The organism is Vulcanococcus limneticus LL (assembly GCF_002252705.1).
GTDB lineage: Bacteria > Cyanobacteriota > Cyanobacteriia > PCC-6307 > Cyanobiaceae > Vulcanococcus > Vulcanococcus limneticus.
Window position 1 is genome coordinate 1 of sequence record NZ_NQLA01000029.1, and the last position, 25,629, is coordinate 25,629.

30 protein-coding genes are annotated in these 25,629 nt (G+C 71.6%); 11 read left to right on the forward strand and 19 right to left on the reverse strand.

The window, feature by feature from the left end:
• Positions 1–2 precede the first annotated feature (2 nt).
• From CJZ98_RS11640 to CJZ98_RS11650, 3 genes are read left to right on the forward strand one after another with little or no spacing between them, the layout of a single operon-like run.
• On the forward strand, positions 3–917 hold the full coding sequence (locus tag CJZ98_RS11640) for a YihY/virulence factor BrkB family protein (protein WP_094591304.1): 915 nt from the start codon (positions 3–5) through the stop codon (positions 915–917).
• Positions 918–936: 19 nt separating this feature from the next.
• The gene (locus CJZ98_RS11645; RefSeq protein ID WP_094591305.1) at positions 937–1,173 is read left to right on the forward strand and encodes a glypican; all 237 of its coding nucleotides are present in this window, start codon (positions 937–939) and stop codon (positions 1,171–1,173) included.
• On the forward strand, positions 1,173–1,520 hold the full coding sequence (locus CJZ98_RS11650; protein WP_094591306.1) for a hypothetical protein: 348 nt from the start codon (positions 1,173–1,175) through the stop codon (positions 1,518–1,520). The genes CJZ98_RS11645 and CJZ98_RS11650 overlap by 1 nt, the downstream gene beginning before the upstream one ends.
• Before the next feature lie 31 nt (positions 1,521–1,551).
• Here CJZ98_RS11650 and CJZ98_RS11655 read toward each other — a convergent pair whose 3' ends face one another.
• Genes CJZ98_RS11655 through CJZ98_RS11670 form a run of 4 tightly spaced genes read right to left on the reverse strand, consistent with a single transcriptional unit; the run spans position 1,552 to position 3,766 of the window.
• Positions 1,552–1,956: a DUF2834 domain-containing protein gene (locus tag CJZ98_RS11655; protein ID WP_094591307.1), complete on the reverse strand. Its 405-nt coding sequence runs from the start codon at positions 1,954–1,956 to the stop codon at positions 1,552–1,554.
• Positions 1,953–2,393 (reverse strand): exodeoxyribonuclease VII small subunit, encoded by a 441-nt coding sequence (gene xseB / locus CJZ98_RS11660; protein WP_232756423.1) that lies wholly within the window; start codon positions 2,391–2,393, stop codon positions 1,953–1,955. The genes CJZ98_RS11655 and xseB overlap by 4 nt, the downstream gene beginning before the upstream one ends.
• 40 nt (positions 2,394–2,433) lie before the next feature.
• Positions 2,434–3,594, reverse strand: coding sequence for an exodeoxyribonuclease VII large subunit (gene xseA, locus CJZ98_RS11665; RefSeq protein ID WP_094591309.1), 1,161 nt, complete (start codon positions 3,592–3,594; stop codon positions 2,434–2,436).
• Positions 3,584–3,766, reverse strand: coding sequence for a hypothetical protein (locus tag CJZ98_RS11670; RefSeq protein ID WP_094591310.1), 183 nt, complete (start codon positions 3,764–3,766; stop codon positions 3,584–3,586). The genes xseA and CJZ98_RS11670 overlap by 11 nt, the downstream gene beginning before the upstream one ends.
• A 257-nt stretch (positions 3,767–4,023) precedes the next feature.
• On the opposite strand from CJZ98_RS11670, the gene CJZ98_RS11675 reads away from it, so the two are divergent.
• Positions 4,024–4,752, forward strand: a complete 729-nt coding sequence (locus CJZ98_RS11675; protein ID WP_232756424.1) for an HAD family hydrolase — start codon at positions 4,024–4,026, stop codon at positions 4,750–4,752.
• 47 nt (positions 4,753–4,799) lie between these two features.
• Here the strand turns inward: CJZ98_RS11675 and hrpB are convergent, their stop codons facing one another.
• The 3 genes from hrpB to CJZ98_RS11690 all read right to left on the reverse strand — a co-directional run bounded on the left by hrpB (position 4,800) and on the right by CJZ98_RS11690 (position 8,246).
• On the reverse strand, positions 4,800–7,358 hold the full coding sequence (hrpB, locus tag CJZ98_RS11680; protein ID WP_232756425.1) for an ATP-dependent helicase HrpB: 2,559 nt from the start codon (positions 7,356–7,358) through the stop codon (positions 4,800–4,802).
• Between the two features lie 140 nt (positions 7,359–7,498).
• Complete coding sequence (locus CJZ98_RS11685) at positions 7,499–7,882, reverse strand: hypothetical protein (RefSeq protein ID WP_094591313.1); 384 nt, start codon at positions 7,880–7,882, stop codon at positions 7,499–7,501.
• A 91-nt stretch (positions 7,883–7,973) separates the two neighbouring features.
• On the reverse strand, positions 7,974–8,246 hold the full coding sequence (locus CJZ98_RS11690; RefSeq protein WP_094591314.1) for a DUF2973 domain-containing protein: 273 nt from the start codon (positions 8,244–8,246) through the stop codon (positions 7,974–7,976).
• Between the two features lie 189 nt (positions 8,247–8,435).
• Between CJZ98_RS11690 and CJZ98_RS11695 the strand changes: the two genes are divergently transcribed.
• Complete coding sequence (locus CJZ98_RS11695) at positions 8,436–9,578, forward strand: trypsin-like peptidase domain-containing protein (protein WP_094591315.1); 1,143 nt, start codon at positions 8,436–8,438, stop codon at positions 9,576–9,578.
• On the opposite strand, the gene CJZ98_RS11700 is transcribed toward CJZ98_RS11695, so the two are convergent.
• The 5 genes from CJZ98_RS11700 to CJZ98_RS11720 all read right to left on the reverse strand — a co-directional run bounded on the left by CJZ98_RS11700 (position 9,558) and on the right by CJZ98_RS11720 (position 13,063).
• Positions 9,558–9,824: a hypothetical protein gene (locus CJZ98_RS11700; RefSeq protein ID WP_094591316.1), complete on the reverse strand. Its 267-nt coding sequence runs from the start codon at positions 9,822–9,824 to the stop codon at positions 9,558–9,560. The two genes, CJZ98_RS11695 and CJZ98_RS11700, sit on opposite strands and share 21 nt — an antisense overlap.
• A gap of 126 nt (positions 9,825–9,950) precedes the next feature.
• On the reverse strand, positions 9,951–10,139 hold the full coding sequence (locus tag CJZ98_RS11705) for a hypothetical protein (protein ID WP_094591317.1): 189 nt from the start codon (positions 10,137–10,139) through the stop codon (positions 9,951–9,953).
• A gap of 149 nt (positions 10,140–10,288) precedes the next feature.
• The gene (locus CJZ98_RS11710) at positions 10,289–12,016 is read right to left on the reverse strand and encodes an ABC-F family ATP-binding cassette domain-containing protein (protein WP_094591318.1); all 1,728 of its coding nucleotides are present in this window, start codon (positions 12,014–12,016) and stop codon (positions 10,289–10,291) included.
• Positions 12,017–12,407: 391 nt separating this feature from the next.
• The gene (locus CJZ98_RS11715) at positions 12,408–12,680 is read right to left on the reverse strand and encodes a hypothetical protein (RefSeq protein ID WP_094591319.1); all 273 of its coding nucleotides are present in this window, start codon (positions 12,678–12,680) and stop codon (positions 12,408–12,410) included.
• A gap of 80 nt (positions 12,681–12,760) precedes the next feature.
• Positions 12,761–13,063 (reverse strand): hypothetical protein, encoded by a 303-nt coding sequence (locus CJZ98_RS11720; protein WP_094591320.1) that lies wholly within the window; start codon positions 13,061–13,063, stop codon positions 12,761–12,763.
• Between the two features lie 95 nt (positions 13,064–13,158).
• Between CJZ98_RS11720 and CJZ98_RS11725 the strand changes: the two genes are divergently transcribed.
• On the forward strand, positions 13,159–13,470 hold the full coding sequence (locus CJZ98_RS11725; RefSeq protein ID WP_094591321.1) for a ribbon-helix-helix domain-containing protein: 312 nt from the start codon (positions 13,159–13,161) through the stop codon (positions 13,468–13,470).
• A gap of 66 nt (positions 13,471–13,536) precedes the next feature.
• Here CJZ98_RS11725 and CJZ98_RS11730 read toward each other — a convergent pair whose 3' ends face one another.
• From CJZ98_RS11730 to CJZ98_RS11745, 5 genes are all read right to left on the reverse strand, one after another.
• Positions 13,537–14,697 (reverse strand): anhydro-N-acetylmuramic acid kinase, encoded by a 1,161-nt coding sequence (locus CJZ98_RS11730; RefSeq protein WP_094591322.1) that lies wholly within the window; start codon positions 14,695–14,697, stop codon positions 13,537–13,539.
• A gap of 121 nt (positions 14,698–14,818) precedes the next feature.
• Positions 14,819–15,454: a peroxiredoxin gene (locus tag CJZ98_RS19110; protein ID WP_232756426.1), complete on the reverse strand. Its 636-nt coding sequence runs from the start codon at positions 15,452–15,454 to the stop codon at positions 14,819–14,821.
• A 93-nt stretch (positions 15,455–15,547) separates the two neighbouring features.
• Entirely contained in the window at positions 15,548–17,197 is a 1,650-nt protein-coding gene (hflX, locus tag CJZ98_RS11735; protein WP_232756427.1) for a GTPase HflX, read from the reverse strand.
• Positions 17,194–17,865 (reverse strand): HAD-IA family hydrolase, encoded by a 672-nt coding sequence (locus CJZ98_RS11740; protein ID WP_232756428.1) that lies wholly within the window; start codon positions 17,863–17,865, stop codon positions 17,194–17,196. The genes hflX and CJZ98_RS11740 overlap by 4 nt, the downstream gene beginning before the upstream one ends.
• Positions 17,866–17,869: 4 nt before the next feature.
• On the reverse strand, positions 17,870–19,072 hold the full coding sequence (locus tag CJZ98_RS11745) for an NAD(P)/FAD-dependent oxidoreductase (protein WP_094591323.1): 1,203 nt from the start codon (positions 19,070–19,072) through the stop codon (positions 17,870–17,872).
• Positions 19,073–19,150: 78 nt separating this feature from the next.
• Between CJZ98_RS11745 and CJZ98_RS11750 the strand changes: the two genes are divergently transcribed.
• Both CJZ98_RS11750 and CJZ98_RS11755 read left to right on the forward strand, forming a co-directional pair.
• Entirely contained in the window at positions 19,151–19,876 is a 726-nt protein-coding gene (locus CJZ98_RS11750) for a phosphoadenylyl-sulfate reductase (RefSeq protein ID WP_232756429.1), read from the forward strand.
• Entirely contained in the window at positions 19,877–20,689 is an 813-nt protein-coding gene (locus CJZ98_RS11755) for a type III pantothenate kinase (RefSeq protein ID WP_094591325.1), read from the forward strand.
• A gap of 29 nt (positions 20,690–20,718) precedes the next feature.
• Here CJZ98_RS11755 and bcp read toward each other — a convergent pair whose 3' ends face one another.
• Positions 20,719–21,186, reverse strand: coding sequence for a thioredoxin-dependent thiol peroxidase (bcp, locus tag CJZ98_RS11760; protein ID WP_094591326.1), 468 nt, complete (start codon positions 21,184–21,186; stop codon positions 20,719–20,721).
• A gap of 18 nt (positions 21,187–21,204) precedes the next feature.
• On the opposite strand from bcp, the gene CJZ98_RS11765 reads away from it, so the two are divergent.
• The 3 genes from CJZ98_RS11765 (at position 21,205) to CJZ98_RS11775 (ending at position 23,232) form a co-directional block, all read left to right on the forward strand.
• Complete coding sequence (locus CJZ98_RS11765) at positions 21,205–21,867, forward strand: 4'-phosphopantetheinyl transferase family protein (protein ID WP_094591327.1); 663 nt, start codon at positions 21,205–21,207, stop codon at positions 21,865–21,867.
• A gap of 38 nt (positions 21,868–21,905) precedes the next feature.
• The gene (locus CJZ98_RS11770; RefSeq protein ID WP_094591328.1) at positions 21,906–22,430 is read left to right on the forward strand and encodes a hypothetical protein; all 525 of its coding nucleotides are present in this window, start codon (positions 21,906–21,908) and stop codon (positions 22,428–22,430) included.
• A gap of 136 nt (positions 22,431–22,566) precedes the next feature.
• A complete protein-coding gene (locus CJZ98_RS11775) occupies positions 22,567–23,232 on the forward strand; it encodes an alpha/beta hydrolase (protein WP_094591329.1) in 666 nt (221 codons plus the stop codon).
• A gap of 68 nt (positions 23,233–23,300) precedes the next feature.
• Here the strand turns inward: CJZ98_RS11775 and CJZ98_RS11780 are convergent, their stop codons facing one another.
• Positions 23,301–25,535, reverse strand: coding sequence for an AAA family ATPase (locus tag CJZ98_RS11780; RefSeq protein WP_094591340.1), 2,235 nt, complete (start codon positions 25,533–25,535; stop codon positions 23,301–23,303).
• Positions 25,536–25,629: the final 94 nt, after the last annotated feature.

The following is a 25,629-nucleotide window of genomic DNA, read 5'->3' on the forward strand; positions in this document are numbered from 1 at the left end:
CCGTGAAGATCGGCTGGTGGGCCTATCGCCTCTGGGACCGGGAGGACTGCATCGATCTCAGTGCTGCGTTTGCCTACCACAGCCTCCAGTCCTTCTTCCCGATTCTGTTGATTGCCCTGGGTGTGGGCAGTCGCCTGTTGGGTCGGCAGGACGGATTGATTGACGACATTCTCGCCTGGGCAGATCAAGTGTTGCCCCCGGCCGTAGTGCCGCTGGTGGGCTCGACCCTTGTCAAGTTGGTGCGCCAAGGGGTGGGTGCGGGAGTGGTTGGCGTGCTGTTTCTCTTCGTCACTGCAAGCAATGCCTACTTGAGCTTGCACCGAGGGGCTGACAGGCTTTGGGGCTTCCGTCCAGTGCCGGTGCAGCCGCTGCCCTGGTTGACCCTGGTCTGGCGCTTTGTTCGACTTCGGATCAAGGCCTTCGGCTTGGTGTTGTTAATCGGGCTGTTGATCGTGCTGGATCAACTGCTGACCAATTTTCGTTTTCTCAGTGCCGGCACCTGGCGGGCCGCCCTATCGGTTTGGCTGCCGCCTGGCTTTCACCTCTGGATTCCACTCCCCGTTGTGGTGGATCTGCTCCTGTCCCTGTTGATTGCCTGGCTGCTCGCCTTGGCGTTGCTCCGGGTGTTGCCGTCACGTCCCATCCCCCTGCGCCCGCTGATCCCTGGTGCCCTGCTGATTGGTACCGCGCTAACGGGACTCAACCTGGCCCTGGGACGCAGCCTGCTCTCCCTGAGCAATCGCTTCCAGGCCTACGGCGTGATCGGTGGCGTGCTCGTGCTGACCCTATGGGTGTGGTTGGTGGGCTTGATCGTGTACTACGGCATGGCTGTCAGCGTGGTGCTCAGTCGCCAGGGCGTGGGGGGGCGATCCACACCCTGGCACTCGGGTCCGGAGCCGCCCAAGGCTGCAGGATGAGGAGAGCCGCTGTTCTGTCTTGGGCAAGCTGATTCCCTCGATTCGGCCCCTGCCGGCCAGCCTGCTGCTTCTGGCCACAGGTGTCGGCGCCCTCGTGTTGATCACGATGGCCACCCTGGCGCTGGTGCCGGTTCTGGTGACGGTGGGTCTGGTGGCGGCGTTGGTGCTGGCGGCTGTGTTCTGCGGCTGGGCTGGCATTGAGGGCCTCGCCGCCCTGGAGCGCTGGATGGAATCGGATCCCCGCTTCAAGCGCTGATGCAGCGGCCCATCCCCTGGCTCTGGATTGCCCTGGCCGCGTTCCTGCTGCTGGCCCCGGGCCTGGCAGGTCGTCTGTTCATCGACGTCCTGGAGGGCGTCACCCTGCTGGTAGTGGTGGGACCGCTGCTGCTGGCCGGCGCAGGCCTGGTGGCCTGGCAACTGGTCAAGCGTCGTATGACCACTTGCCTGGCCTGCGGCACCGTGAGTTTCGGCCAATCGGTCTGCCCTGCTTGTGGTTCTGCTCTGGATTCTTCCGGAACTCCGGCGGCCAGCACCAACCATCCCGAGGTGACGGCCAGCGATGCCACGATCGATGTGGTGGCCCAGGTGGTGGATGACGACTAGGCGTTGCCTGATCAGGGTTGCCGCTGCGCCCTCAGAGCGTTGTCCCTAGTTCCTGGCGCTGCAGCTCGGCCAGGCGGCGCTCCCGCAGGAACAGGAAAAGCGGGGCTGCGCAGGCGAAGGCTAAGGTCACCGAGCTCAGCAATACCAGCCAGAGGTGGCGCATGCCCAAGCGGCGGCTCTCCACCACCATCCAGATCGTCACCGCTGACGCACTCACCAGCAGGTCGCGGGAGAGCGACTGGGCGGCCGGGTTGGCATTGGCCTGGGCCACGAACAGGGCCAGATCAAAGGCGTTGCCGGATAGGCGGATGAACTCCAGGTTCGCCAGCCAGGGCAGCACGGCCCCGGCGATCGCCAGCGCTAGGTAGAGCCAGGCCAGACGGGGATCGGGAAGCGTTCCGGTGCGGCCGTTCGCGGGCCCTGACGGGGCAGTCATGGCGCTGGGGGGGCGAGGGTCTGGGGGTCCCATTCGATCACGTCTTGCTCCACCTGCTGCAGCACCGTCTCGCAGCGCTCGGCATAGGCCTGGGCACGCCGGTACAGCCCCGCCATGTCCTCCACCTCCAGCTCGCTGGACTGCAGCTTGGCCAGGGCCAGCTCCAGGGCGGTGCGGGCCTCCTGGTAGCTGAGCCGGGAGATGTCCGCCAGCGAGTCTTCGGTGGCGGCTGCCCCCTGGCGCGGGGATGGTGGGCCCGCCGCAGCGGCCCTTCCCCCTGGCACTCGGCCCGTTTGGCTGGGTGCAGCCTCCGCTTTGGCGGCACCGCGTGTCCGGCGCGGCTTGGCGGAGGCGGGTCTGCGGCTGTCCCCTGCGGCGCTGGAAGCGGCGAGCCCGTCTTCGGCGTCGGCGGTGTCTTCGAGGCGGGGATCGGCCACAGATTCGGGACGGGTGGATCGGGCTGGCCGCAGCGGCGGCTCAGGACCCCGGGGGGCTGGGCCGTACCGCGGTGACCTGGGCCCCGATGCTGCCATCCGCCAGCTCGACCTGCAGGCTGTCGCCCGCGTGGAGCTGGCCCACCGAGCGCACCAGCTGGCCCGACTCCCCACGCACCAGCGCAAAGCCCCGCTCGAGCAGCCGCTGGGGCGAGAGCGCCCCAAGCAACTCCAGGCGGTGGCCCAGCTCCCGGCGTCGCTCCTGCAACAGCCGGCTGGGATGGCAGCGATCCAGTTGCTCCAGGCGGCCCCGCTGGCACTGGCGCTCCGCCTGCAGGCGCAGGGCCACCAGCTGGCCCAGGTGGGCGCGGATCTGTCCCAGGGCCAGGCCGATGGAGCTCCGCTCGGGCAGCAGCGCCACGATGGCCGCTGTGGGCGTCGCCGCCCGGTAATCGGCCACCAGATCGGCGATGGTGGTGTCGTCCTCATGCCCCAGGCCGGTGACGACGGGCAGCGGGCAGGCTGCAATCAGCCGGGCCAGCTCTTCGCCGTCGAACACGGCCAGATCCTCTCGGCTGCCGCCGCCGCGGGCCAGCACCACCGCTTCGAGGCTCAGCCCTTCAGCCTGCAGGATCACGCTGGTGAGGACCTGGCAGATCTGCGCCTCCACCGCCCCCTGCACGGGAATCGGCACCACGTGGATGCGGGTGGAGGGCCAGCGCTCGGCGGCCGTGCGCAGCATGTCGGCCAGGGCGGAGCTGGGCACGCTGGTGAGCAGGGCGATGGCGGCCGGCATCTGGGGCAGCGGCTGCTTGCGCTCCGGCGCGAACAGCCCCTCCGGTTCCAGGGCCTGGCGTACCTGCTCGAAGCGGCGCAGCACGGCGCTCAGGCTGGGGCGCAGGTCCAGCACCTGCACGCAGAGGTTGGCGCGGGCGGCCCAGAAGTTGAGTCGCCCCACCACCACCACCCCGTCGCCCTCGGCGGGCCGGTGGGACAGCTTGGCCAGCTGCGATGCCCAGACCACCGCCGAGATCGAGGCCTGGTCGTCCACCAGGGTGAGCCAGAGGTGCCCCTTCTTCAGCTGGGGCCGCGACACCGTGGCATCCAGCAGGAAACGGGGGGCGAAGCCCCGCTCCAGCAGCGTGCCGATCGCCTGGTTCAGCTCGGCGACGCCGTAGCGGGGGAGGCCGGACTCAGCGCTCAAGGCGGCGGTAGCGGCTCCAGCAGTAGAGGCTCACCAGGCCCCCCAGCCCAGCGACGCTCCAGCCGGCGGGGTTGTGGGCGATCAGGCCGATGCTGGTGATCACCAGGGCGCTGCTGAGCAGGCGGGCGCCGTCGCGGCGGTTCTTGGGGTAGGGCAGGGCCAGGGCTGGCACTCTCGGGTCGGGCCAGTCTTGCTGACGCCCGGCCGCGCTCGAGGCGGGCTGCCCTGGGGTGGCTGCTGGCGCTGTCCGCCTGAACGGTTCGGGCTAAAGGGGCAGACCTCGATCGCGTGGCCGGGTTCGCACCGGCTTGACGGGCCGGTGGGATCTGGCCTACGCAAGGAGCCCCATCCGCCGCCCACACCATCACGAGCCCCCGCCAGCGCCTCCAGGCCCAGCTCGCTGCCCCCCTGCCCGAGCGCCCCGAGCTGGTGTTGGTCACCGATCTGGATGGCACCCTGCTGGAGGGGGAACGGGAGGAGCGGCGCCGCTTCTATGCCTGGTTGGCCTCGCGCCGGGACCAGGTGCTGCACGTCTTCAGCACCGGCCGGTCGCTGGAGTCGATCGCCGAGGTGCTGGAGCAGGATGAGCCCACGGGCCTGCACCCGCCCCATCTGGTGATCGGCGATGTGGGTTGTACCGTTGCCTGCGGCCGCAGCCTGGAGCCGCTTCCCCTGGCCCTGGAGCCGATCGAGGCCCGCTGGCAGGGGCTGCAGGAACGGCTGGAACCCCTGCTTCAGGGCCAGCCCGGATTGACGCTGCAACCCAGGGCCACCAACCGCCGCCTGGCCTATCTGGTGGATGTGGAGGTGTTCGATCGGGGCCTGATCGCCAGGCTGGAGGCCGCCGGGGCCGACTGCGTCCTCTCGGGCGATCGCTACTTTGACGTGCTGCCGCCGGGGGTGAACAAGGGCTCCACCCTGCTGGCCCTGCTGGAGTGGCTGGAGCTCGATGGTCGCCAGGTGGTGACGGCCGGCGACAGCCTCAACGACCTGGCCATGTTCGAGACCGGCCTGGCGGGGGTGATGGTTGGCAATGCCGAGCCCGATCTGGTGGCGGCGCTGCCGCGACTCCCCATGGTGTATCGGGCGCGGGCGCAGGGCTGTGCGGGCATCGCCGAGGGCCTGGCCCACTTCGGCTACGGCCACCTGCTCCCCTGAGGCTGCGGCTGAGGGGCTGATGGCGCCTGCCGCCCAAGCCCGCGGCTTCAGCCCACGGAGCCGTCCTGCTGCTGGAGGCGGCGGTTGGTGAGGGCCGTGGCCTGGGCGTTGGCCGGATCCTCTGGCCAGGGGTGGCGCGGGTAGCGGCCGCGCAGCTCGGCGCGCACCTGGCGGTAGGCCCCCTGCCAGAAACCGGCCAGATCCCGGGTGATGGCGGCCGGCCGGCCGGCGGGGGAGAGCAGGTGCACCGTCACCGGCAGGCGCCCCTGCAGCACGCTGGGCCCCTCCGCCAGCCCGAACAGCTCCTGCAGTTTCACCGCCAGCACCGGCTCGCCGTCGCCGTAATCCAGGCGGGCCTGCCGGCCGGACGGGATTGGGATCGCCTCCGGCAGAAGCACATCCAGCTGCCGGCGCTGGTCCCAGGCCAGGCCGCTCCAGAGGGCTTCCACCAGGTTCAGGCGCTGCAGGTCGGCGGCGCTGCGCAGGCCTGCCAGTTGGTCCCCCAGCCAGGCCTCCAGGGTCGCCAGAAGGGCCGCCTCGCTGCGATCGGGCCAGGGGTCGCCCAGGTGGATGTGCGCCAGCTGCAGGCGCCGCTGCAGCTGGCGGCTGGCGCTGCACCAGGGCAGCAGCGCCAGCCCAGCGCTGGCCAGCCCCTCCAGCAGCGCTGTCTGTACGGCCTGGGCCGGGGCCTCGGGCCAGGGGCGCCGTTCCAGCACCAGGGCTCCCAGTCGTAGCTCCTGCTCGCAGCGCACCCGCTGCTGTCGCGGATCCCAGCCCACCAGCTGCCGCTCCTCGCCGGCCTCAGTCGCCAGGGCTTCGAGGCTGCCGCGATCGAGGGGCAGGGCCAGGGCGATGCGGCAGTCGGCACCGGCGCCATCGGCCCGGGCAATCGCCAACACCTCGCTGCCCAGCAGGGGATCACTGGGGTGCAGTTGGGCGCCGCGGCCACTCCGCAGCAGGTACCGGCCCTGCCCTTCGGGTCGCAGCAGGGCCACCCGCTCCGGGTAGGCCAGGGCCACCAGCCGGGCGGCCGCCGTGGGGTCGGCGTGGGGGCGGGAGGCCGCTGACGGTTTGGCGGTCTTGCTCGCTGGCTCGTGGACTGGGCCAGGGGCCGTGGGGCCCTGAGCCGCCAACGGCTCCGGCAGGCCCGCGAGCTGCCGCTCCAGCTGCTCCTGCAGGCGCCGCAGCTGCTGGCGGCCTGGATCGCGCCCGCCCCGCTCCAGCCAGTCCAGCCGTCGCATCAGGTCGCAGCCGTCCTGCTCGCGGCTGAGGGGATCCCGCTCGCTCAGCAGGGCGGCGATGGCGCAGCCCAGGCGGGTTTCTTGCAGGGCCCGGGCCCCCAGCAGCAGGTGGGCCAGGCGCGGATGCAGGCCCAGCCCCGCCATGGCCCGGCCGTGGGTGGTGAGGGTGCCGCTCCCGTCCACCGCCTGCAGCTGGCGCAGCAGGTCCTGCCCCTCCAGCAGGTGAGCGCGCGGCGGTGGCTCCAGCCACGGCAGCGTCTCCCCCAGGCCGGCGCCCCACTGGGCGAGCTGCAGCACCAGGGGGGCCGGATCCGCCTCCTGGATTTCGGGGGGATCGAAGGCCGGCCGGCGCTGCTGCTCCGCCGGCGACCAGAGCCTCAGGCAGCGCCCTGGCCCCAGCCGACCGGCCCGGCCAGCCCGTTGCTCGGCGCTGGCCAGGCTGGCGGGAAAGGTCACCAGGCTTTCCATGCCGGTGTTGGGGTCGAAGCGGCTGCGGCGGCTCAGGCCGCTGTCGATCACCAGGGTCACCCCCGCGAGGGTGAGGGAGCTCTCGGCGATGGCCGTGGCCAGCACCACCTTGCCGGCAGGGCTGCTGGCCGCGGCGATGGCCTGGCCCTGGGCCGCCAGCGGCAGGTCGCCGTGCAGCGGTGTGAGCTCCAGTTCCGCTCCCCAGCCGGTGGCGCCGATGGCGTCGAGGCAGTGGCGGATCTCCCGCTGCCCTGGCAGGAACACCAGCACCGTTTCGCCGGGGCCGCGGCGATCCAGCCAGTGCTGCTCCAGCCCCCGCACCACCTGCTGGGCCAGGGATTCGCGCTCCCTGGGAAGCTGGTGGCTGATCTCCACCGGGAAGGCCCGGCCCTCGCTGGTGAGCAGCCCCGCCTCGGGCAGCTGTTCGGCCAGGGGCTGCAGGTTCAGCGTCGCCGACATCACCAGCAGCCGCAGCTCCGGGGCCAGCACGCCGCGGGCCTCCCGCAGCAGGGCCAGGGCCAGGTCGGCCTCGCTGCGCCGCTCGTGGAATTCGTCGAAGATCACGCAGGCCACCCCCTCCAGGGCCGGATCGGCCTGCAGGCGGCGCAGGAACAGGCCGTCGGTGAGCACCTCGATGCGGGTGGCGGCTGAGGTGCGGGCCTCCAGCCGCACCCGGTAGCCCACCCGCTCCCCGACCCGCTCCCCCAGGCCCTGGGCCAGCCGCTCGGCGGCCGCCTTGGCCGCCAGCCGCCGCGGCTCCAGCATCAGGATGCGGCCGTGGTCCGGGCCGCCCTGGGCCTCCAGGGCCTCCCGTAGGGCCAGGGGCACGCGGGTTGTCTTTCCGGCGCCGGGAGGAGCCTGCAGCAGCAAAGTGCCGCCGGCGGGAAGCCGCTCCACCAGCAGGGGAAGCAGCGGCTCGATCGGCAGTGGCTCAGTCGGCAGTGGCTCAGTGGGCAGTGGCTTTATCGGGAGCGGCTGAATCGGGAGTGGCTGAACCGGGAGGAGTGGGGAGCACGGGGCCCTGGCGGTAGAGGACCTCAGCGCACGTGGCGGGCGCCGTCCACCGGGTGGTAGGCCTCGCCTGTGGTCTCTTCGTAGACGATGGCCGGTAGGCCGGTTTCGAACATCGTCTGCAGGGCTTCCTTGAGGTAAGGGTTCCAGCCGCCGGTGCTCACCTTGCCGTGGCGCACGGTCCAGTCCCAGGTGCCCTGCAGATCGCGGGGGATGCGGCCCTCACGGTCGCGCCGGGCCACCAGATCCTGGGATTCCACCAGGCCCACCAGAATCGGATCCTTGCCGTAGGCCGGGGTGATGCTCAGCTCCAGGCGGATCGGATCCTCCTTCACCAGCTTGAGGCGGAAACGGGGCGGCAGCTTGAGGGCCTTGAGCACCGCAGCCACGATTCGGGTTCTTTGGTCCACGGGTCTGTCTCCGCCGAGTTCTCAAGCACGCACCGTTTGTAACAGCCCACGGGCCCGCCGGTGCTGGCTTGGGGCCGGTGGGCTGGCCTGTTCAGCCGGGTTCGTTCGGCCGGGTCTTCTGTTCGCTGTCGTCGCCAAAGCGCACGGTCAGCAGGTCGTCGCGGGTCAGCTCTCCATCCGCATCCAGCAGCTCAGGGTGGATGGTGAGACGGCCGGTGCGATCGCCCGTCGGCGGGCTGGGGCGATCCCCCGGGCGGGGTACGGCGCTATAGCCGCGGCTCATCACCTTGAACGCCTGCCACAGCAGTGCCAGAAAGCAGATCCCGTAGAGCAGGGGCAGCAGTTGGGAAACGATCGCGGGCATGGCAGGGGAGGCGAAGGCAGCTGGGGGGCGGCAGTGCGGACGGCTGCGGCGGTGGCGAGGCTGATGCTGTGATGTCGCCATCATCGCGCCGATCCGGCCGAGGTGATGGCGGAGATCCGGCCCCTTCACGGGGCTTCCCCTGGCCGGCGAGGGCTCCTACGGTCCTGACCGAGCGTTTCCGTTGGCTTGATGGTCGCTTCCCTTCGCCGGGCCCTGCCCCTGCTGCTGGCCTCCTCCCTTGCCGTGACGGCCGCCGGCAGCCCTGCCCTGGTCCGTCCCGCCCGCGCCCAGGCGGCCGCTGGGGCCAGCGCCCTGTCGCGCCAGTCGTTCGTGGCCGAAGCGGTGCGCCGCACCGGCCCGGCCGTCGTCACCATCGACACCGAGCGCACCGTGGTGGTGCCCGGCGGCCGTGGGGTGCCCCAGGGGATGCTGCTGGATCCCTTCCTACGCCAGTTCTTTGGCCTGGGTCCTGGCCTGGCGGCCCCGCCGTCGCAGCGCACCGAGCGGGGCCAGGGCAGCGGCGTGATCTTCCAGGCCGATGGCCTGATCCTCACCAACGCCCACGTGGTGGAAAAGAGTGACCGGGTCAGCGTGGGCCTGCCCGACGGCCGACGCACCGAGGGCAAGGTGGTGGGCCTCGATCGCCTCACCGATCTGGCGGTGGTGCGGCTTGTGGGGGGCGGTCCCTGGCCCGTGGCGCCCCTGGGCAATTCCGATGGCGTGCAGGTGGGCGACTGGGCCATCGCCGTAGGCAACCCCTTCGGCCTGGACAACACGGTCACGCTGGGGATCGTCAGCAGCATCAACCGCAACGCCAGCAAGCTCGGCATCACCGACAAGCGCCTGGAGCTGATTCAGACCGACGCCGCCATCAACCCGGGCAACTCCGGCGGACCGCTGCTCAACGCCAACGGCGAGGTGGTGGGCATCAACACCCTGGTGCGCTCGGGGCCTGGCGCGGGCCTGGGTTTTGCAATCCCGATCAACCGGGCCCGCGGCATCGCCCAGCAGCTGATCAGTACCGGCAAGGTGAGCCACGCCATGATCGGGGTCGGGCTTGAACCCACGCGCGGACCTGGGGGGGTGGCCAGCGGCGGTGGCGCCGTTGTGCGCACGGTGATGCCTGGAGGGCCGGCGGCCCGGGCAGGACTTCAGGCGGGCGACGTGATTGCAGCCGTGGGTGGAGAGGCCGTCACCGGCCCAGCCCAGCTCACCCAGATCGTGGAGCGCTCCGGTGTGGGGCGGCCGCTGCAGCTGCGGGTCCTCCGGGCCGGAGCGCCCCTGCAGCTGCAGGTGGTGCCGGTGGATCTGTCAGCCCTGATGCCCGGCTGAGCTGGGGCCCTCGGGCTGCTCCGGCAGGTTCGAGAGCAGGGCCGCCGGATCCACCCCGAAGCCGGGCGGGCCGTTGAGCTGCTGCCGCATCACCCACTGGGTGGCGGCCCTCTGGCTTTGCCAGGCCTGGAGCAGCTGCTTGGCCAGGCCCTGCAGGGTTTCCAGGTCGGCGGTGGACTCGATGACGCGGTTCATCCGCTCCAGCTCGAATTGCTGGCCGAGGCTGAGGGCGAGCGGTTCTGTCATGGCGGGCAACGCGACGGACTCTGAAACCGTCCCAACGCTACGAAGTGTTTCTGGTCACCGCGTATCCGTCGCCACCGGGCTAGGTGGTTTCTGTCAGGTTTCACGCACTGGCGCGCCCGCTCCGGCTCAGGCCTCCTCCCGCAGGATCTCCACGCAGCGGGTCACGCACTCGCCATCGTCGATCGAGCAGGAGGTGATGCACTCGAAATAGGTGCTCACCGCGTCGTTGCTGGGATGCGAGCCGCCTAGGTCGTTGCGCCCAGGGTCCGGGTTGGACGCGAACGGCTCGGCGAAATAGCCAAACAAGGTGCCCATGGCCCGGTGCGCAAGCTGGTGATGTCAGCCTATGCAGACACAGCGGGCGGGTCCAGGGAAATGGGTCTTCCTGCCTAGGGCTCTGTGAAGTTGTTTGTGCGGCCCTGGTCTGGGGCCAGTCCTGGCTGGGATTGGGCCCCCGTGGGGGATCAGGCCGCGGCGGCCTTGCGGGCGGCCTCCTTGGCCTTCTGCTTCTCGCGGTTGGCCTTGCGCTTGACCTCGGCTTCGGCGGCCAGGCGTTGCGCTTCCGCCTCAGCGGCCTCCTCGGCCTTCTTCTCCTGGAAATAGGCGTAGTCGCCGCGGTAGAGCACCAGCTCGCCGTCGCGCAGCTCCACGATCTTGTTGGCCACCCGCGAGATGAAATAGCGGTCGTGGCTCACCACCAGGGCCGCCCCCTCGTACTCCATCAGGGCGTCCTCGAGCATCTGCTTGGCGGGGATGTCGAGGTGGTTGGTGGGTTCATCCAGCACCAGGAGGTTGCAGGGGCTGAGCAGCATCAGGGCCAGGGCCAGGCGGGCCTTCTCGCCGCCGCTGAGCTTGCCCACCTCCTTGAACACCGCGTCGTTGCTGAAGCAGAAGCTGCCCAGCAGCGAGCGCACCTGGGTCTGGGTCCAGTCGGGTACCGCCTCGAACAGGGTGTCGATCACGGTCTTGGAGAGATCGAGGGCCTCGGCCTGGTTCTGCTCGAAGTAGCCGGCGATCACGTTGTGCTCCCCCAGGGCGGCACGGCCCTCGTCGGGGATTTCCGTGCCCATCACCAGCCGCAGCAGGGTGGATTTGCCGGCGCCGTTGGGCCCTACGAAGGCGATGCGGTCGCCCCGCTCCACCTCCAGGTTGGCCTCGAGGAACAGGATCTTGTCGCCGTAGCTGTGGGTGAGCTCCTCGATCACCGCGATCTGGCGGCCGCTGCGGGGCGCCGGCGGGAACTGGAAGCGGGGGCCGCCCAGGGTCTCGATCGGCGCTTCGATCCGCTCCACCTTGTCGAGCAGCTTCTCGCGGCTCTTGGCCTGGGTGGAGCGGGTGGCGCTGGCGCGGAAGCGGTCGATGTAGGCCTGCTGGGTGGCCAGTTCCTTCTGCTGGCGCTCGAAGGCCGACTGGCTGGCCTCGCGCTCGAGCGCCTTCTGCTCCAGGTGCTGGCTGTAGTTGCCCAGGTAGCAGCGCGACACGCCCCGCTCCGTCTCCACGATCTGGTTGCAGACCCGATCGAGGAAGGCCCTGTCGTGGCTGATCACCACCAGGGGCACGCTCTGCTTGCAGAGGTAGTCCTCCAGCCACTGGATCGTCTCCACATCCAGGTGGTTGGTGGGCTCATCCAACAGCAGCAGATCGGGCTCCTGCAGCAGGATCTTGCCCAGGGCGATGCGCATCTGCCAGCCGCCGGAGTAGTCGCCCACCAACAGCTCGGCGCCCTCGGAGGTGAAGCCGATCGTGGGCAGCAGCTTGTCGATGCGTGCATCGAGTTCGTAGCCGTGCAGCGATTCGAAGCGACTGTGTAGCCGGCCCAGTTCGTGGATCAGTTCATCGAGGTGGTCGGGATCGTTGGCGGCCTGTTCGCTGGCCATCGCCTCCTCCACCTCGCGCTGGCGGTTGAGCACGGTGGCGGCCTCGCCGAAGGCCTGGAACAGTTCCTGTCGCACCGTGCGGCGCACGTCCACGTCGAACTCCTGCTGGAGATACACGATGCGGGGATCGCCCTGCTTCACCACCTGGCCGCTGGTGGGCTCCTCCAGACCGGCGATGATCCGCATCTGGGTGGACTTACCGGCGCCATTCACGCCCACCAGGCCGATGCGATCGCCTGCCTTCACCTCCCAGGTGATATCCCGCAGAACCTCGCCGGTGGGGTAGATCTTCGAGACGCGTTCGAGGCGGAGCACGGGGGTCGTATCGGTAGGGCGATCGGTCGGTGGGCCTGGAGGATGGCCACCCTGCCGGCTGGCAGGTCCGCAGGGGGAGGCCGGCATCGCGGCCTGGGGGTCAGGGCCGCCGCATGGTCAGGGCCGCCACAAACCGTTGCAGAAGGTCATCATCCCCCCTGGCCGGCAGACTGGCCGTTCCGATCCGTCCGGTTCGCCGCCGGTCCGCCCCCGCGTGACATCCCCGGAGCGCCTCAAGCGCGTTGAACTGGTGAAGCGGTTGGAGCAGGTGGCCGCCCTCGTGTCGGCCGCGGGCCTCGCGATCGTGAGCTACTGGCTGTTCTTCAGCTGGATGGGGGAGGACCGCCGCTCCCGGCCGACCCACTCCGCCAGTCCGGCGCCCTTCGCAGCCCTAGAGACCGCCGCGGGCCTTCACCAGCCACTGTTTGCTCTCGGGGTCATCGAGGGACGCGATGTGGGCCCGGATCGCCTCGACGTCCACCGGCAGGCCCCAGCTCTCGCCGAGGGCGGCGATCCGGGCCAGGGTGCCTGAGGGGTCCTGCAGGGCCTGGCGGAACAGCTCCTGGGTCAGGGCCTGATCGCTGCTGATGCGCTCGTAGAGCTGGGCGGCGAGCTGGGCGGCCTGATCCGAGGGGGCGCCGGTGGAGGGATGGCCTGCGGTCATGGCGGGGCTTGGGCTCTGGCGTCACCTTATGCAGCTCGCCTGGGGCTGGAGACGCTTCGTGGCGCTTGTTGATGCGGCGCTCAGGCGGCCCGCTGGTCGCTCGCCTCGCCGCCGGCTGCGGGGGGCTCCATGCTGCGGGCATCCAGGCAAAGCACCTTGCGCAGCTCGGCGTAGTTGGCGGCCTGGGTGGTGCGCCCCTCCTGCTGGGCCCCGAATTCGGCCCGTTGCAGCACGTGGTGCAGGTGGGTCAGCAGGTAGGTGCTGATCACGGCCGAAACCAGCACGTCGCTCGTTTCGGCGCTCTTCGGGGCGCGTTGCTCCAGGTGTGTCTTGGCCGGGCGCTTTCCGGGGGCCGGGGCCCCGGCAGACGGGGACGTCGCCATCGGGGGAGGGCAGGACTGCCGCTACCTTACTGCTGGATACTATCCGCAACAGCCTCGGTACACTCCGGAGTATCCGGTCCGCCCTCTGCAGCTCCATGGCCACCCGCCAGACCTCCTCGAGCGGCCGGCCCAAGTCGCCCCGGATCCAGGTGGTGCTGCCCGAGGAGCTCTGTGACCGCCTCGCGGCCATGGCCGAGGCGGAGGCGCGCACGGTGAGCAACATGGCGCGGGTGCTGATCCAGCAGGGGCTGGACCGCTTCGAGCGCCAGCAGCGGACGGGGCCGTCTGAGCTGCCGGTCGCCGGCCTCGGGGGCTTCCGGGCGGTTCTGGAGCAGCAGGGTCAGGAGGAGCCACGCCGCCTGCGGGGGGCTCCCAGGCGCCTGCGGCTGCAGCGGCCGCGGGCCTGAGTGCGGTGAGTTGCGTGCCCTCGACGCGGGCTGGCTGCCGGCGTTCAGGCGGGCCGGGCGCTGGGTTCAGCCCGGCCGGGCGCACACCCCCAGCACGGCCGATCGCTGGGCCCCGGTGACCGAGGCCAGCGAGCCCGGATGGCCGAGCTGGTGCCACCAGGCCAGCAGGGCGAAGGCCAGGGCCTCGCGCTCGCTCGCGCCGATGCCCAGCTCCGTCAACGGCCGCACCCACAGGCCGCGGCAGCGGCGCCGCAACTGCTCCAGCAGCAGCCCGTTGCGGGACCCGCCCCCAGCCACAAGCAGCTCCAGCGGCGTCGTCGGTGTCTGGGCCAGGTCCTGGGCTACCACCGCGGCGCTGAAGGCGGTGAGGCTGGCCAGTGCATCGGCGGGCTCCAGCGGGCCGGCTCCGCCGCCTCGGGCTGTGGCGCCGGCCTCCAGCTCACGGAGGCGCCGCTCCAGATCGGAGGCGCCGAACAGCTCGCGGCCGGTGGACTTGGGCGGCCGCTGCTGCAGGTAGGGCTCCTGCAGCCAGCGCTGGATCAGGGCCTCGTCGACCCGGCCGCGGCGGGCCCAGGTCCCATCGGCATCGAAGCTCTGGCGGCCGCCGCTGAACCGCTGCACCGCCAGGTCCAGCAGGGTGTTGCCAGGGCCGCAGTCCCAGCCGAGCACAGGTGCCCCCCGATCGGGACCGCTGGCGGGTGGCAGCAGGGTGAGGTTGGCGATGCCCCCCAGGTTGAGCAGGGCGCGCCAGCCGCCGATCGGTGGCAGCAGGGCGGCGTCGGCCGCCGGCACCAGCGGCGCCCCCTGACCGCCCAGGGCCAGATCGGCGGCGCGGAAGTTGTACACCACGGGGATGTTCAGCAGATGGGCCAGCAGCGGACCCTGCAGCAGCTGCCAGCTGGCGCCGCGTCGCCCCTGCGCGGGGGGACGGTGCCAGAGGGTCTGGCCGTGGCAGCCCACCAGTTGGGCACGGCCATCCGGATCACAGCGCCGTGCCGCCTCAGCCTGGGCCTCGGTGACGGCCTCGGCCAGCTCCAACAGGTCGGCGGCTGGTATGCGCTCCCCCTGACCGACGGCGATCACCTGGCGGCGCAGCCCATCGGGGTAGGGGCTGGCGGCACTGGCGAGCAGGCGCCAGCGGGGCCGCTGCGGCGGGCCGTCGAACTGGACCAGTACCGCATCCACGCCATCGGCGCTGGTGCCGCTCATCAGACCCAGAACCCGCATGGCGCCTTGCCCTGTTGGGGCCGGTTATAGGAGCTGGCCAGCAAAAAGCCCCCAGGCCTGAGGCTGGGGGCTGTGGTTCAGCCCGAGGGCCCGGATCTGCAGACGCCCCTTGGGGCGCCGCTCACTTGTTGGGTTGGGGGGTGGTGCGCAGGTAGGGCTTGATCTCGGTGACGCCCTTGGGGAACTTGGCGCGGGCGTCCTCGGTGGAGATCGAGGGCACCACCACCACGTCGTCGCCGTCCTTCCAGTTCACCGGGGTGGCCACCTGGTGGTACTCGGTGAGCTGCAGGGAATCGATCACCCGCAGGATCTCATCGAAGTTGCGGCCAGTGCTGGCGGGGTAGGTGATCTGCAGACGCAGTTTTTTGTTCGGGTCGATGATGAACACCGAGCGCACCGTGAGGTTGTTGAGGGCGTTGGGGTGGATCAGGGTGTAGAGATCGCTCACCTTCTTGTCGGCATCCGCGAGGATCGGGTAGTCGACGTTGGTGTGCTGGGTCTCGTTGATGTCGTTGATCCAGCCCTTGTGGCTCTCGGCCGTGTCCACGCTCAGGGCGATGGTCTTGACGTTGCGCTTCTCCCACTCGGGGCGCAGGCGCGACACTTCACCCAGCTCGGTGGTGCAGACCGGGGTGTAGTCGGCGGGGTGGGAGAACAGCACGACCCAGCTGTCGCCGGCCCAGTCGTAGAAGCTGATGGGGCCCAGCTGCGAGTCCTGGGTGAAATCGGGAACGGTATCGCCGAGAAGCAGTGCCATGGCCGGGTCGGGCGTACGGGTAACCAACGGCAGTGATGCTGCCATGCCAGCCAGGCCCGTCGCTGTGTGCCGGACCTCCCCATGTGGCGATCGCTACACGGTCTGTTTTGTTCCTGGCGGAGCCTGGAACAGCCAGTCGCGCAGGTGCTGCAGCCCCAGCCCTGCAGTGGCGGAGACGAACAGCACCTCGGGATCCAGCTGCCGGGCCTGCTCCAGGGCCGCGGCGGAGCAGCGGTCGATCTGGTTGCCCAGCAGCCGGCGCGGGGCCGTGCTCTCCAGCGAATCGAGGATGGCGTGCACGGTCGTCACCTGCTCCGCCCAGCCCGGATCGGAGAGGTCCACCACCAGCAGCAGCAGGTCGGCCTCAAGGGTTTCCTCCAGGGTGGAGCGGAAGGCCTCCAGCAGCGGCGGCGGCAGGTCGCGGATGAAGCCCACGGTGTCAGTGAGCAGCAGGGTCTGGGGCGGACCGCCGGCCGGATCGGGGCGGCTGATGCGGCGGGTGGTGGGATCGAGGGTGGCGAACAGCTTGTTTTCCGCCAGCACCGCCTGCCCCTCCGCCGGCCTGCTGAGGGCATTGAGCAGGGAGCTCTTGCCGGCGTTGGTGTAGCCCACCAGGGCCAGGCGCCGCTGGCCGCCGCGGCTGCCGCGGATCCGTGCCCGGTGGGCGCTGAGCTTCTGCACGTCGCGCTGCAGCTTGTCGATGCGGCGGGCGATGGCGCGTCGGTCCTTCTCGAGCTGGGTCTCGCCGGGGCCGCGGGTGCCGATGCCGCCCCCCTGGCGCGAGAGGCTCAGGCCCCGGCCGGTGAGGCGCGGCAGTCGGTAGCGCAGCTGGGCCAGCTCCACCTGCAGCCGCCCGGCTCCGCTGGCGGCCCGCTGGGCAAAGATGTCGAGGATCAGCTCACTGCGGTCGCTCACCGGCAGATCCAGCAGCCGCTCCAGGTTGCGGGCCTGGGCGGGGGTGAGTTCCCGGTCCGTCACCACCAGGGTGGCGCCGAGGCGCCGGGCCTCCAGGGCGGCCTCGCGCAGCTTGCCCTCGCCCCAGACCGTCTGCGGTGAACCCTGGCCGTGGCGCTGCATCACCAGCCCCACCGGGGCGGCGGCGGCGCTGCGCACCAGCCCCTCCAGTTCGGCCACCTGGCGCTGGGCCTCCTGCGGATCCGCCGGGCTGAGCACCAGCAGCAGCACCCGCTCCACCCCGGGGGTGGTCCGGCTGGCGCTCGCTGCTGGGGCCTCCGGTTCGGCTGGGCTGTAGTCGCACAGGGCGTCGAGCTCGCCCTGCAGCAGGCAGGACCAGGGGTGCTGCGGATCGGCCCCGGGGCCGTAGGCCCCGGCCTGCCAGCGGCCCCCGCCGCCGGGGCTGTCGCCGTAGCGCAGCCACAGCCGCGGCTGCAGATCCAGCCCCACCACCGCCTCGCCCCCCTGGGGCTCCAGCTGCTTGGCGCGGCCCACGCAGGTGATCAGCCGCAGGCTGCCGCCAGCCCGGCGCGGGCCGCCCGGCAGCCGCTCCAGCAGCCGGCCGGACTGCTCCAGCGGCCCCACCCACAGCAGTCGGCAGAGGCCGCGGCCGTCGAGCACCAGGCTCAGGGGCAGCTCCAGCTCGCGGCTCTCGGCCGCCAGGCGCTGCAGGGTCAGCAGGTCGGCGCCATCGGCCTCGGGGTGGCGCCGGTGCGCCAGCCGCTCCAGCCGCCGCAGCGCCGAGGGGCGCAGGCCGGCGGTGCGGCCCAGCAGGGCGGTCTGCTTCATGGCTCGCCGGCCCCATGGGGAGGCGGGATCGCCGGTCGGGGCCGGCGGATCAGCAGGGGCCGCACCCCGGCGGCCCGGGCGCCGGCCTCATCCTCGGGGCTGTCGCCCACATGCCAGACCGCACCTGGCTCCAGGCCCAGGGCCTCCAGGGCCAGCTGAAACGGCCGTGGATCCGGCTTGGCGGCCCCCGCCGCGCTCGATACCACCACCACCTCAAAGGCGCTGGCGATACCGAGGCCCTTCAGCAGACCCGGGAGGCGTTGGTCGAAGTTGCTGACCACCGCAAGCTTGAGGCCGCGCTGGCGCCATGTCTCCAGGGGGCCGGCCACGTCGGCGTAGGCGTGCCACAGATCCGGCTCGGCGAAGCGGTCGAACAGCTCGCCGGCGAGCTGGGGCGGCAGGGGCTCCGCCTGGCCGCAGGCCGCGAAGACCTCGGCGATCCGCTCGCCCCACCAGCCCCGCTCCGCCGCCAGCAGCTCAGGTCCCTCCAGGCCAGGAAAGGCCAGCGGTGGGGCCTGGCGGTAGACGGCTGGGAACACCCGATCCAGGGCGCCGGCGTCCACGGCGAGGCCGTGGCTGGCCGCCAGCTCGCTGTAGACCGCGCCCACCGAGCGGCGCAGGCCGATCAGGGTGCCCATGGCATCGAGCAGCAGGCCCCGGGGTGCCACGGCCTCAGCCCCCCGCCGCCAGCCAGCCGGCCGCTACCCGCAGCTGGTGGGGCAGCCCCGGCAGCCGGGCCAGGTAGGCCAGACGCCGCAGTCGCTCGGCCCCCGGTCCGGCCAGGGTCAGCCCCAGGCCCGTGAGGGTCGCCTGGCCGATGCCCAGGCCCAGCATCTCGCCCAGGTCATTCCACTGGAAGGGCTGCAGCGGCTCAGCGGCCAGGGAGCGCAGCACGTTGTCCGCCACCCGCTCGGCCTGCTGAAAGGCCACCTGGGCGGTGGCGGGCCAGGCCGGCCCGGCGGGCCCGCTGCCATCCTCGTCGCCCGCGGGGGCCGGACCGACCGCCGCATCCCCCAGGGCGAACAGCTCCGGCAGCCCCTCCACCTGCAGCTCAGCGCTGCAGTGCAGGCGGCCGCGGGGATCGAGGCTGGGGGCTGGCGTGATCGACGGCACGGCCCCCGCCACCCCGCCGGTCCAGATCACCCCATCGGCCCTGAGCTGCTCCCGCTGGCGCTCGCCGGCAGTGCCGGCCCGCGAGAGGCTGACGCCATCGGCCTGCACCGCCTCGACCCGGGTGCCGGTGCGCAGGCGGATGTCGCGGCGCTGCAGGGCCAGGCGCGCCTGGTCGCGGTTGAACGACTTGGAGAGCGGCAGCAGATCGGGCCCTTGCTCCACCAGCTCCAGCACGGTGGAGCCCTCCAGCAGGTCTGCCAGCTTGCAGATCAACTCCACGCCGCTGGCACCGGCCCCCACCACCACCAGCCGCTGCAGGGGCCGGGCCTGGCCCTTGAGCTGGCGCACCAGGGCCTGCAGCCGCTCGACATCCGCCAGGCTGCGGAAGCCGAGGGCGTGCTCCTTCACCCCGGGCACCCCGTAGGTCTCGGGCCGGCCGCCGGTGGCCAGCACCAGCCGGCTGTAGGCGAGCGTGCGGCCGCCACTGGTCTGCAGGTGGCGGGCGCCGGTGTCGATGCCCGTGACCCGCTCCTGCAGCCAGGCCACGCCCCGGCCGGCCAGCAACTGGTCGTAGCGGGGGGCGATCTGCCAGCGGCGCAGCTCGCCGCTCAGCAATTCATAGAGCAGGGGCAGGAACAGAAAGCGCTCCTGGGGCTCGATCAGCAGCAGCGGCGGATGGCCCTGCCGCGCCGAGAGGTTCAGGGCCGTGCTCAGGCCCCCGAAGCCGCCACCAACGATCACGACCGGTGCAGCAGCTGGCATGGGCGACGGTGCCGGACCGGGGCCGGGGGGTACTGGCCGAACCCTAACCAGACCCACCGGCAGGGGAAGATGGACGCCATGACGACGACGACCGCCGGCTTCGACCTCGACAGCGCCTGCCTGGAGCTGAGCGCGGCCGATGCCCAGGGCCGCCTGCGCTGGGGCCTGGCGACCTTCGGCGACGGTTTCGCCCTGACCACCAGCTTCGGCATCCAGTCAGCGGTGCTGCTGCACATGGCCAGCCGGCTGGGCGCCGCGGTGCCGATCATCTGGGTCGACACCGGCTACCTGCCCCCCGAGACTTATCAGTACGCCGAGACGCTGATGGGGCTGCTCAGCCTCAACATCCAGCCGGTGCAGGCCACGATGAGCCCGGCGCGGATGGAGGCCCTGCACGGCCAGCTCTGGAGCACCGGTCGCGTCGAAGACCTGGAGCTCTACCACCGCATCCGCAAGGTGGAGCCCCTCGACCGCGCCCTGGTGGATCTGCAGGTCCGTTGCTGGGCCAGCGGCGTTCGCGGCCGCCAGACCGAGCACCGCAAGGCGATGGAGCCGCTGCAGCGGGTGCGCGGCCGCTGGGCGCTGCGGCCGCTGCTGGATTGGACCAGCAAGGACGTCTTCTATTACCTGCAGGAGCACGACCTGCCCCAGCACCCCCTGTTTGAGCAGGGCTACTCGACCGTGGGCGACTGGCACTCGAGCGGGCCCGACGACGGCAGTGCCAGTGGTCGCGCCACCCGCTTCGGCGGCCTCAAGCAGGAGTGCGGCATCCACCTGCCCGGGGTGGGCGGCGAGGGGATCTGAGTGGCGCAGGCCGGCCCCGCCGCTGGGGCGGCTCCGGTCGGGCGGGTGCTGCTGCTGGGCAACTCTCGCTGGCACTGGGCCGAGCCCGATGGCGCTGGGGGCCTGCGTTGCTGGCACCTTCCGCCTGGCACCGCGATCGGCGCGCCGGGTGAGTTGGTCGGCTGGGCGGCCGTGGGGGCCGTGCCGGCTGCGGCGGGGTTGCCGACCGAGCGGCGGATCGGCCTGGAGCAGGTGCCCCTGGCGGCGGCCCCGCCCTGGCTGGGAATCGATCGGGCCCTGGCCGGCTGGTGGGCCTGGCAGCAACAGCCGGAGGGCGATCGCGGCGGCGTGCTGGTGGCCGATGCCGGCACGGCCCTGAGCCTCTCGCGGGTGGATGGCGCCGGTGCGTTTGCCGGGGGGCGGCTGCTGGCGGGGGTGGGCCTGCAGCTGCGCAGCCTGGCGGCCGGCACCCACCTGCTCCCCGAGCTGGCGCTGGGCGGGGCGTTGGCGCTGCCCCCGGATCCCTGGCCAAGGGAGACGGCGGCGGCGATGGCGCGGGGCTGCCTGGAGGCGGCGGCCGCGGCCATCGCGGCGGCCTGGCGGGATGTGGCGCTGACCAACGGACCTGGCGATCCGGCCTCAGGGCCCAGCGCTGGCTTGCCCGCAGAGCCGGCCGTGGCCCCCTGGAGCCTCTGGCTCACTGGCGGCGACGCCGGCGCGTTGCTGCCGCTGTTGCAGCGGCAGGGTCTGCCGGTGCGCTGGGCCCCCGAGCTGTGTCTGGAGGCCTTGGCCGCCCTGACGGGACTGGCGGGAACCGCGCTGGACGTCGGCTGAGGTGCGGGAGCTGGGCCTGAGTGAGCGCCTCAGCTCAGCCCCAGCTCGCCCAGGATGTCGTCGGCCATGGTCTCGGCCTTCACCTTCAGGTAGATCTTTTCGATCTTGCCTTCGCCATCCACCACGAAGGTGTGGCGCATCATGCCCATGTACTCGCGGCCCATGAACTTCTTGAGGCCGTAGCTGCCGTAGCTCTCGGCCACCGGGCAGGGCTCGGCATCGGTGAGCAGGGTGAAGGGCAGGCTGTACTTGGCAATGAACTTGGCGTGGCTGGCGGCACCGTCCTTGCTGATGCCGAGAACCTGGATGCCGTGCTGCTCGAAGGCACCCCACTGGTCGCGGAAGTTGCAGGCCTCCTTGGTGCAGCCCGGGGTGTCGTCCTTGGGATAGAAGTAGAGCACCACCCGGGTGCCGCGGAAGTCGCTCAGGCTCACGTCCTTGCCGTTCTGGTCCGGCAGGGTGAACAGGGGTGCGGCATCGCCGATCTGCAGGGCCATAGCGGTGCGTTGGAGACAATGGGCGCGAGCCTAGGGGGAGTCCCGATCGCCGCGCTGCCCGCCGTTCCCCACTTCTGGCTGCTGCCCCTGACGGCCCCGCGCGGAGCCCTGCCGTTGAGCGGCCAGGAGCGCACCTGGTGTGGCGCCCTCTCCATCCCCCTGCGGGCCCGTTACGCCACCAGCCGTGCCCTGGTGCGCCGCCAGCTGGCGGCCCTGCTGGGTGGGGATCCCCGCGACCTGCCCCTGCTGAGCCCCCCCGGGGAGCCGCCGCGGCTGGCCGCCGGCTGGGGCTACCTCAGCCTCAGCCACAGTCGCGACCGCCTGCTGCTGGCCTGGTCGCCGCGGCCAATCGGCGTGGATCTGGAGGCGGCGGACCGTCGGCTGGACGGGCTCACCCTGGCGCGCCGCTTCTACCCCGCCGCCGAGCTGGCGCAGCTGCTCCAGCTGCCGGAGGCCCGCCGGCGGCGGGCGGTGCTGGAGAGCTGGGTGCGCAAGGAGGCGGCGATCAAGTGGCGCGGCTCGAGCCTGGCCAGCGACCTGCGCCACTGGCACTGGGACCGGGAGCGCGGCGTCCTGCTGCAGCTGTGCGAAGGCCTCAGCCCCGAGTGCCTCTGCCGGGAACGCGACGGCTGGCTCTGCGCTGCCGTGGGCGAGGCTGTCGGCTCAGGACTCTGGGCCTAGGGTCGCCTCGACTGGCAGCCCTTCCATCGCCGCCCGCCATGGCCCTTGCCCTGCGCCTCAGCCTGATGTCGGTGCTGGCCCTGATCGGCCTGGCCGGTCTGGTGCAGCTGCCCCTGGCGCCGCCCCTGGCGAGTCGCCCCGGTGCCGGCACCGATCGCCTGCTCTCGGATCTGGAGGGGCAGGAGTCGGCCCAGGAGTCCCGCGAGCGGGCCTCGGCGGTACTGAGCCGTTTCGTGGGTGGCCAGATCACTCGCTACTTCTGGGGTGGCTTCAGCGGCTATCTCGATGTGCTCGGCGTCGAGGCGCCGGAGGATATGGAGCCGGTGCTACGTAGCGAGGGCGAGTGGGTGCAGCTCACGCTTGTGCCCGACGAGGGGGATGAGCGCTATGTGGCCCGGGTGGAGGCCGTGGAGAACGTGCCGCGCGGGGTGGCCTGCGCCGGCCGGGGCGAGCCGGGGCCCTTCCCGCTGCGGGGCGGACGGCTCGGCTGCCCGCCGGGCTGGTGGGACCTGCCCTTGGCCGCCCCCGGACGGCGCGCGGTGGCTGCGGGGGGCTCCTTCTAGGGCGTGGCTGGCTCGCGCCTGCCCTGTCCTGTCCGACTGGGGCAGTTCTTGTGACGATCGGCACGTCCGCTTGCCAACACGTTGGCAACTGGGAGCTTGCTGCCTAGTTTGCGATTGACGAGTTCCCTACTCACCCGTGCTGAAGCGTCTCGCTGCTGGCCTCTTCGCTGGCGCGGCTCTCACTGCCGTTGCCCTGCCGGCCTCTGCGGCTGTCGACAATGACCTGCCCATTCGATGGAACACCGGCGGTGCCGTGTGGTCCACCGATCAGGCAGCGATCAATACCTTCCTCAAGACCGGCGCGATCACCGATCGGGGCCTGGCCAGTGGCATCTCCCGCTCCGGTTGGACCGCCAACGAGATCCGCACCGGCTTCAACAAGACCTACAGCGTGGATCTGGTGGGCGTGTCCCGCTTCCTCTACTCCGACGCCGGGGTGAAGTTCCTGAAGAATCAGACCCGCAGCTACTTCCCCTACTGGACGCTTTCCACCTACGCGGTGCAGGGTCTGCGTTCGGCGATCATTGCCGACGCCCGCGACGGCCAGATCTCCTCTGCCGGCATCCTGGCCGCCCTGCCGACCGACTTCCGGCTGGCTGACACCTGCAACACCTACGACGGCAAGCAGAACGTCTGCGCCGAGGGCAAGTGCGTGGGCGAGGCCCAGTGCACCTCCCTGCTCTCCTGGTATGTGTTCCTGCCGGCCTGCATCCAGGCCAACCAGGTGGCTGATGCCGCCGCCGTTATCCGCACCACCTCGGCGCCGGCCCCCGTGCAGGAGCCCGTTCGCGGCCTCTGGTGATCCTGCGGCCGAATCCCTGCGCTTCGCTGCTGCTCAGTTGTGTGGGCCCCGGCAATGCCGGGGCTTTTTTATTGGCGGTGCTGGGCCAGCAGTAGCTGATGGTCCAGGTCCTGGGGGAGGCGCCGGCCCCGCAGGCGCTCCATCAGGGCGGCGGCGGCCTGGGCCGCCTCCGACCCCAGCGTGGTTTCCACCTGCTGCCGGTAGCGGGCGCCCGGGCCGAACCAGCGCCGCCAGAGCTCCGGCGTCAGCTCCAGATCCAGTGGTTCCCGCCACGGCTCCCAGGCCACGGCCCAGCCCAGGCCGACCAGCTCCTTCTCCAAGAGCTCCGGCTGCGGGTCGGGCCGCAGCCAGTGGGCCTCCAGGCGTTGCAGGTCGGCCAGCAGGGCGCGATCGGCTTCGCCCAGGTCCGCTCCGCTCCGCAGCAGGGCCCCCGCCGGCCCGAGCCGGGGTGCGCTGAACAGCAGCCGCAGCTCGGCCGTCGCGGCGGCCAGGGCCGTGAGCTGGGCGAGATCCGCCGCCAGCTGCTCGGGCTGGTGGCCCCGCAGGGGCTGGCGGGCGGCGATCCACTCGAAGCGCTCGCCGGGCTCCAGCTGGCAGGCCAGCTCGGCGAAGCTGCCGGTGTTCTCCGGGCCACCCCCACCACCACGTGTCGCCTCGACGATCCGGGGCTGGCGCAGGCTGTCGAGCACCTGCAGCTGGGCGGCCAGCCGCTCGGCATCGGCCGGGCTGGCCGCCTGGATCACCACGCCCCCCTCCGGCGTGGCCGCCAGAGGATCGAGGGCCCAGAGCAGGGAGCGGGCCTCCAGGATCAGCACCCGGTCGTGGCGCTGCCAGCGGGCTCCCTGCCAGAGCCGCTGGCGCAGGCCGTCGAGCCGTTGGCCCTCGGCCCCCAGCTGCCGCTGCAGCCAGCGATCCAGGGCCGGATCGTCGGGGCTGCCGCTCAGCACCGGCCCCAGCTCGGTCTCGTGCTCGGCAGCGGCGGCCAGCTGGGCGGCGCGCCGCTGCTGCATCCGGGAGCGGCGCTCCCCCTCCCAGCCCAGGGCGCCCGGCTGCCAGAACACCTCTCCCTGCAGCTGGTTGGGCAGGTACTGCTGGGCCACCCAGTGCTCGGCATAGGCGTGGGGGTAGCGATAGCCCTTCCCATCGCCGAAGGCCTTGCCATCGCGGTTGGCATCGCGCAGGTGGGAGGGCACGTCCTGGCGGCTGGTGGCCTTCACCGTTTTCAGCGCATCGAAGAAGCCCAGCAGGCTGTTGCTCTTCTCGGTGCTGGCCAGATAGAGGGCCGCCTGGGCCAGGGGATAGAGCCCCTCCGGCAGGCCCACCCGCTCGAAGGCCGCGGCGCAGGCTTCCACCACCACCATCGCCTGGGGGTCGGCGAGACCGATGTCCTCGCCGGCGGAGATCAACATGCGGCGGAAGATGAAGCGCGGGTTTTCGCCCGCCTCCACCATCCGCGCCAGCCAGAACAGGGCCGCGTCGGGATCGCTGCCCCGCAGCGACTTGATGAAGGCGCTGATGGTGTCGAAGTGGGCATCGCCCTGCTTGTCGTAGAGCACGGCCCGCTGCTGGATCGACTCCTCGGCGATGGCCAGGTCGATGGCGATCACGCCGTCGCCGTTTGGCTCAGTGGTTTCCACGGCCAGCTCCAGGGCATTGAGCAGGCTGCGGGCATCGCCGCCGGCCACATCCACCAGGTGGGCGGCGGCCTCCTCGCTGATCTGCACCGGGCGGTTGCCGTAGCCCCGCTCCGGATCGGCCAGGGCCCGCAGCAGCAGCTGGTGCAGGTGCCTGGCTTCCAGGGGCTGCATCCGGAACAGGCGCGAGCGGCTCACCAGCGCCTTGTTCACCTCGAAATAGGGGTTCTCGGTGGTGGCGCCGATCAGGGTCACGGTGCCGTTCTCCACCCAGGGCAACAGGGCGTCCTGCTGGGCGCTGTTGAAGCGGTGCACCTCATCAATGAACAGCAGGCTGCGCAGGCCGTGCTGCTCAAGGCGCCGCTTGGCCTCGTCCACCTCGGCGCGCAGATCCTTCACCCCCGCCAGCACGGCGTTGAGGCTGCTGAAGTGGGCGCGGGTGGTGGCGGCGATGATGCGGGCCAGGGTGGTCTTGCCCACACCCGGCGGCCCGTGCAGGATCAGGTTGCCGACCCGATCGGCGTTGATGGCGCGGCGCAGCAGCCGGCCTGGCCCCAGGATCGCCTCCTGGCCCTGAAACTCGTCGAGCGTGCGGGGGCGCAGGCGATCGGCCAGGGGGGCCAGGTGCTGGCGCAGCTGCTCGCCCCGGTGGCTGAACAGGTCGGTCACGGTGCGATCGGGGGGCTCGGTGGACTCGGGAACGCCCGGGGAACCCAGGGGAGCTTGGGGCACCCAGGCCGTTGAGGCTGCCAGCCACAGCCTC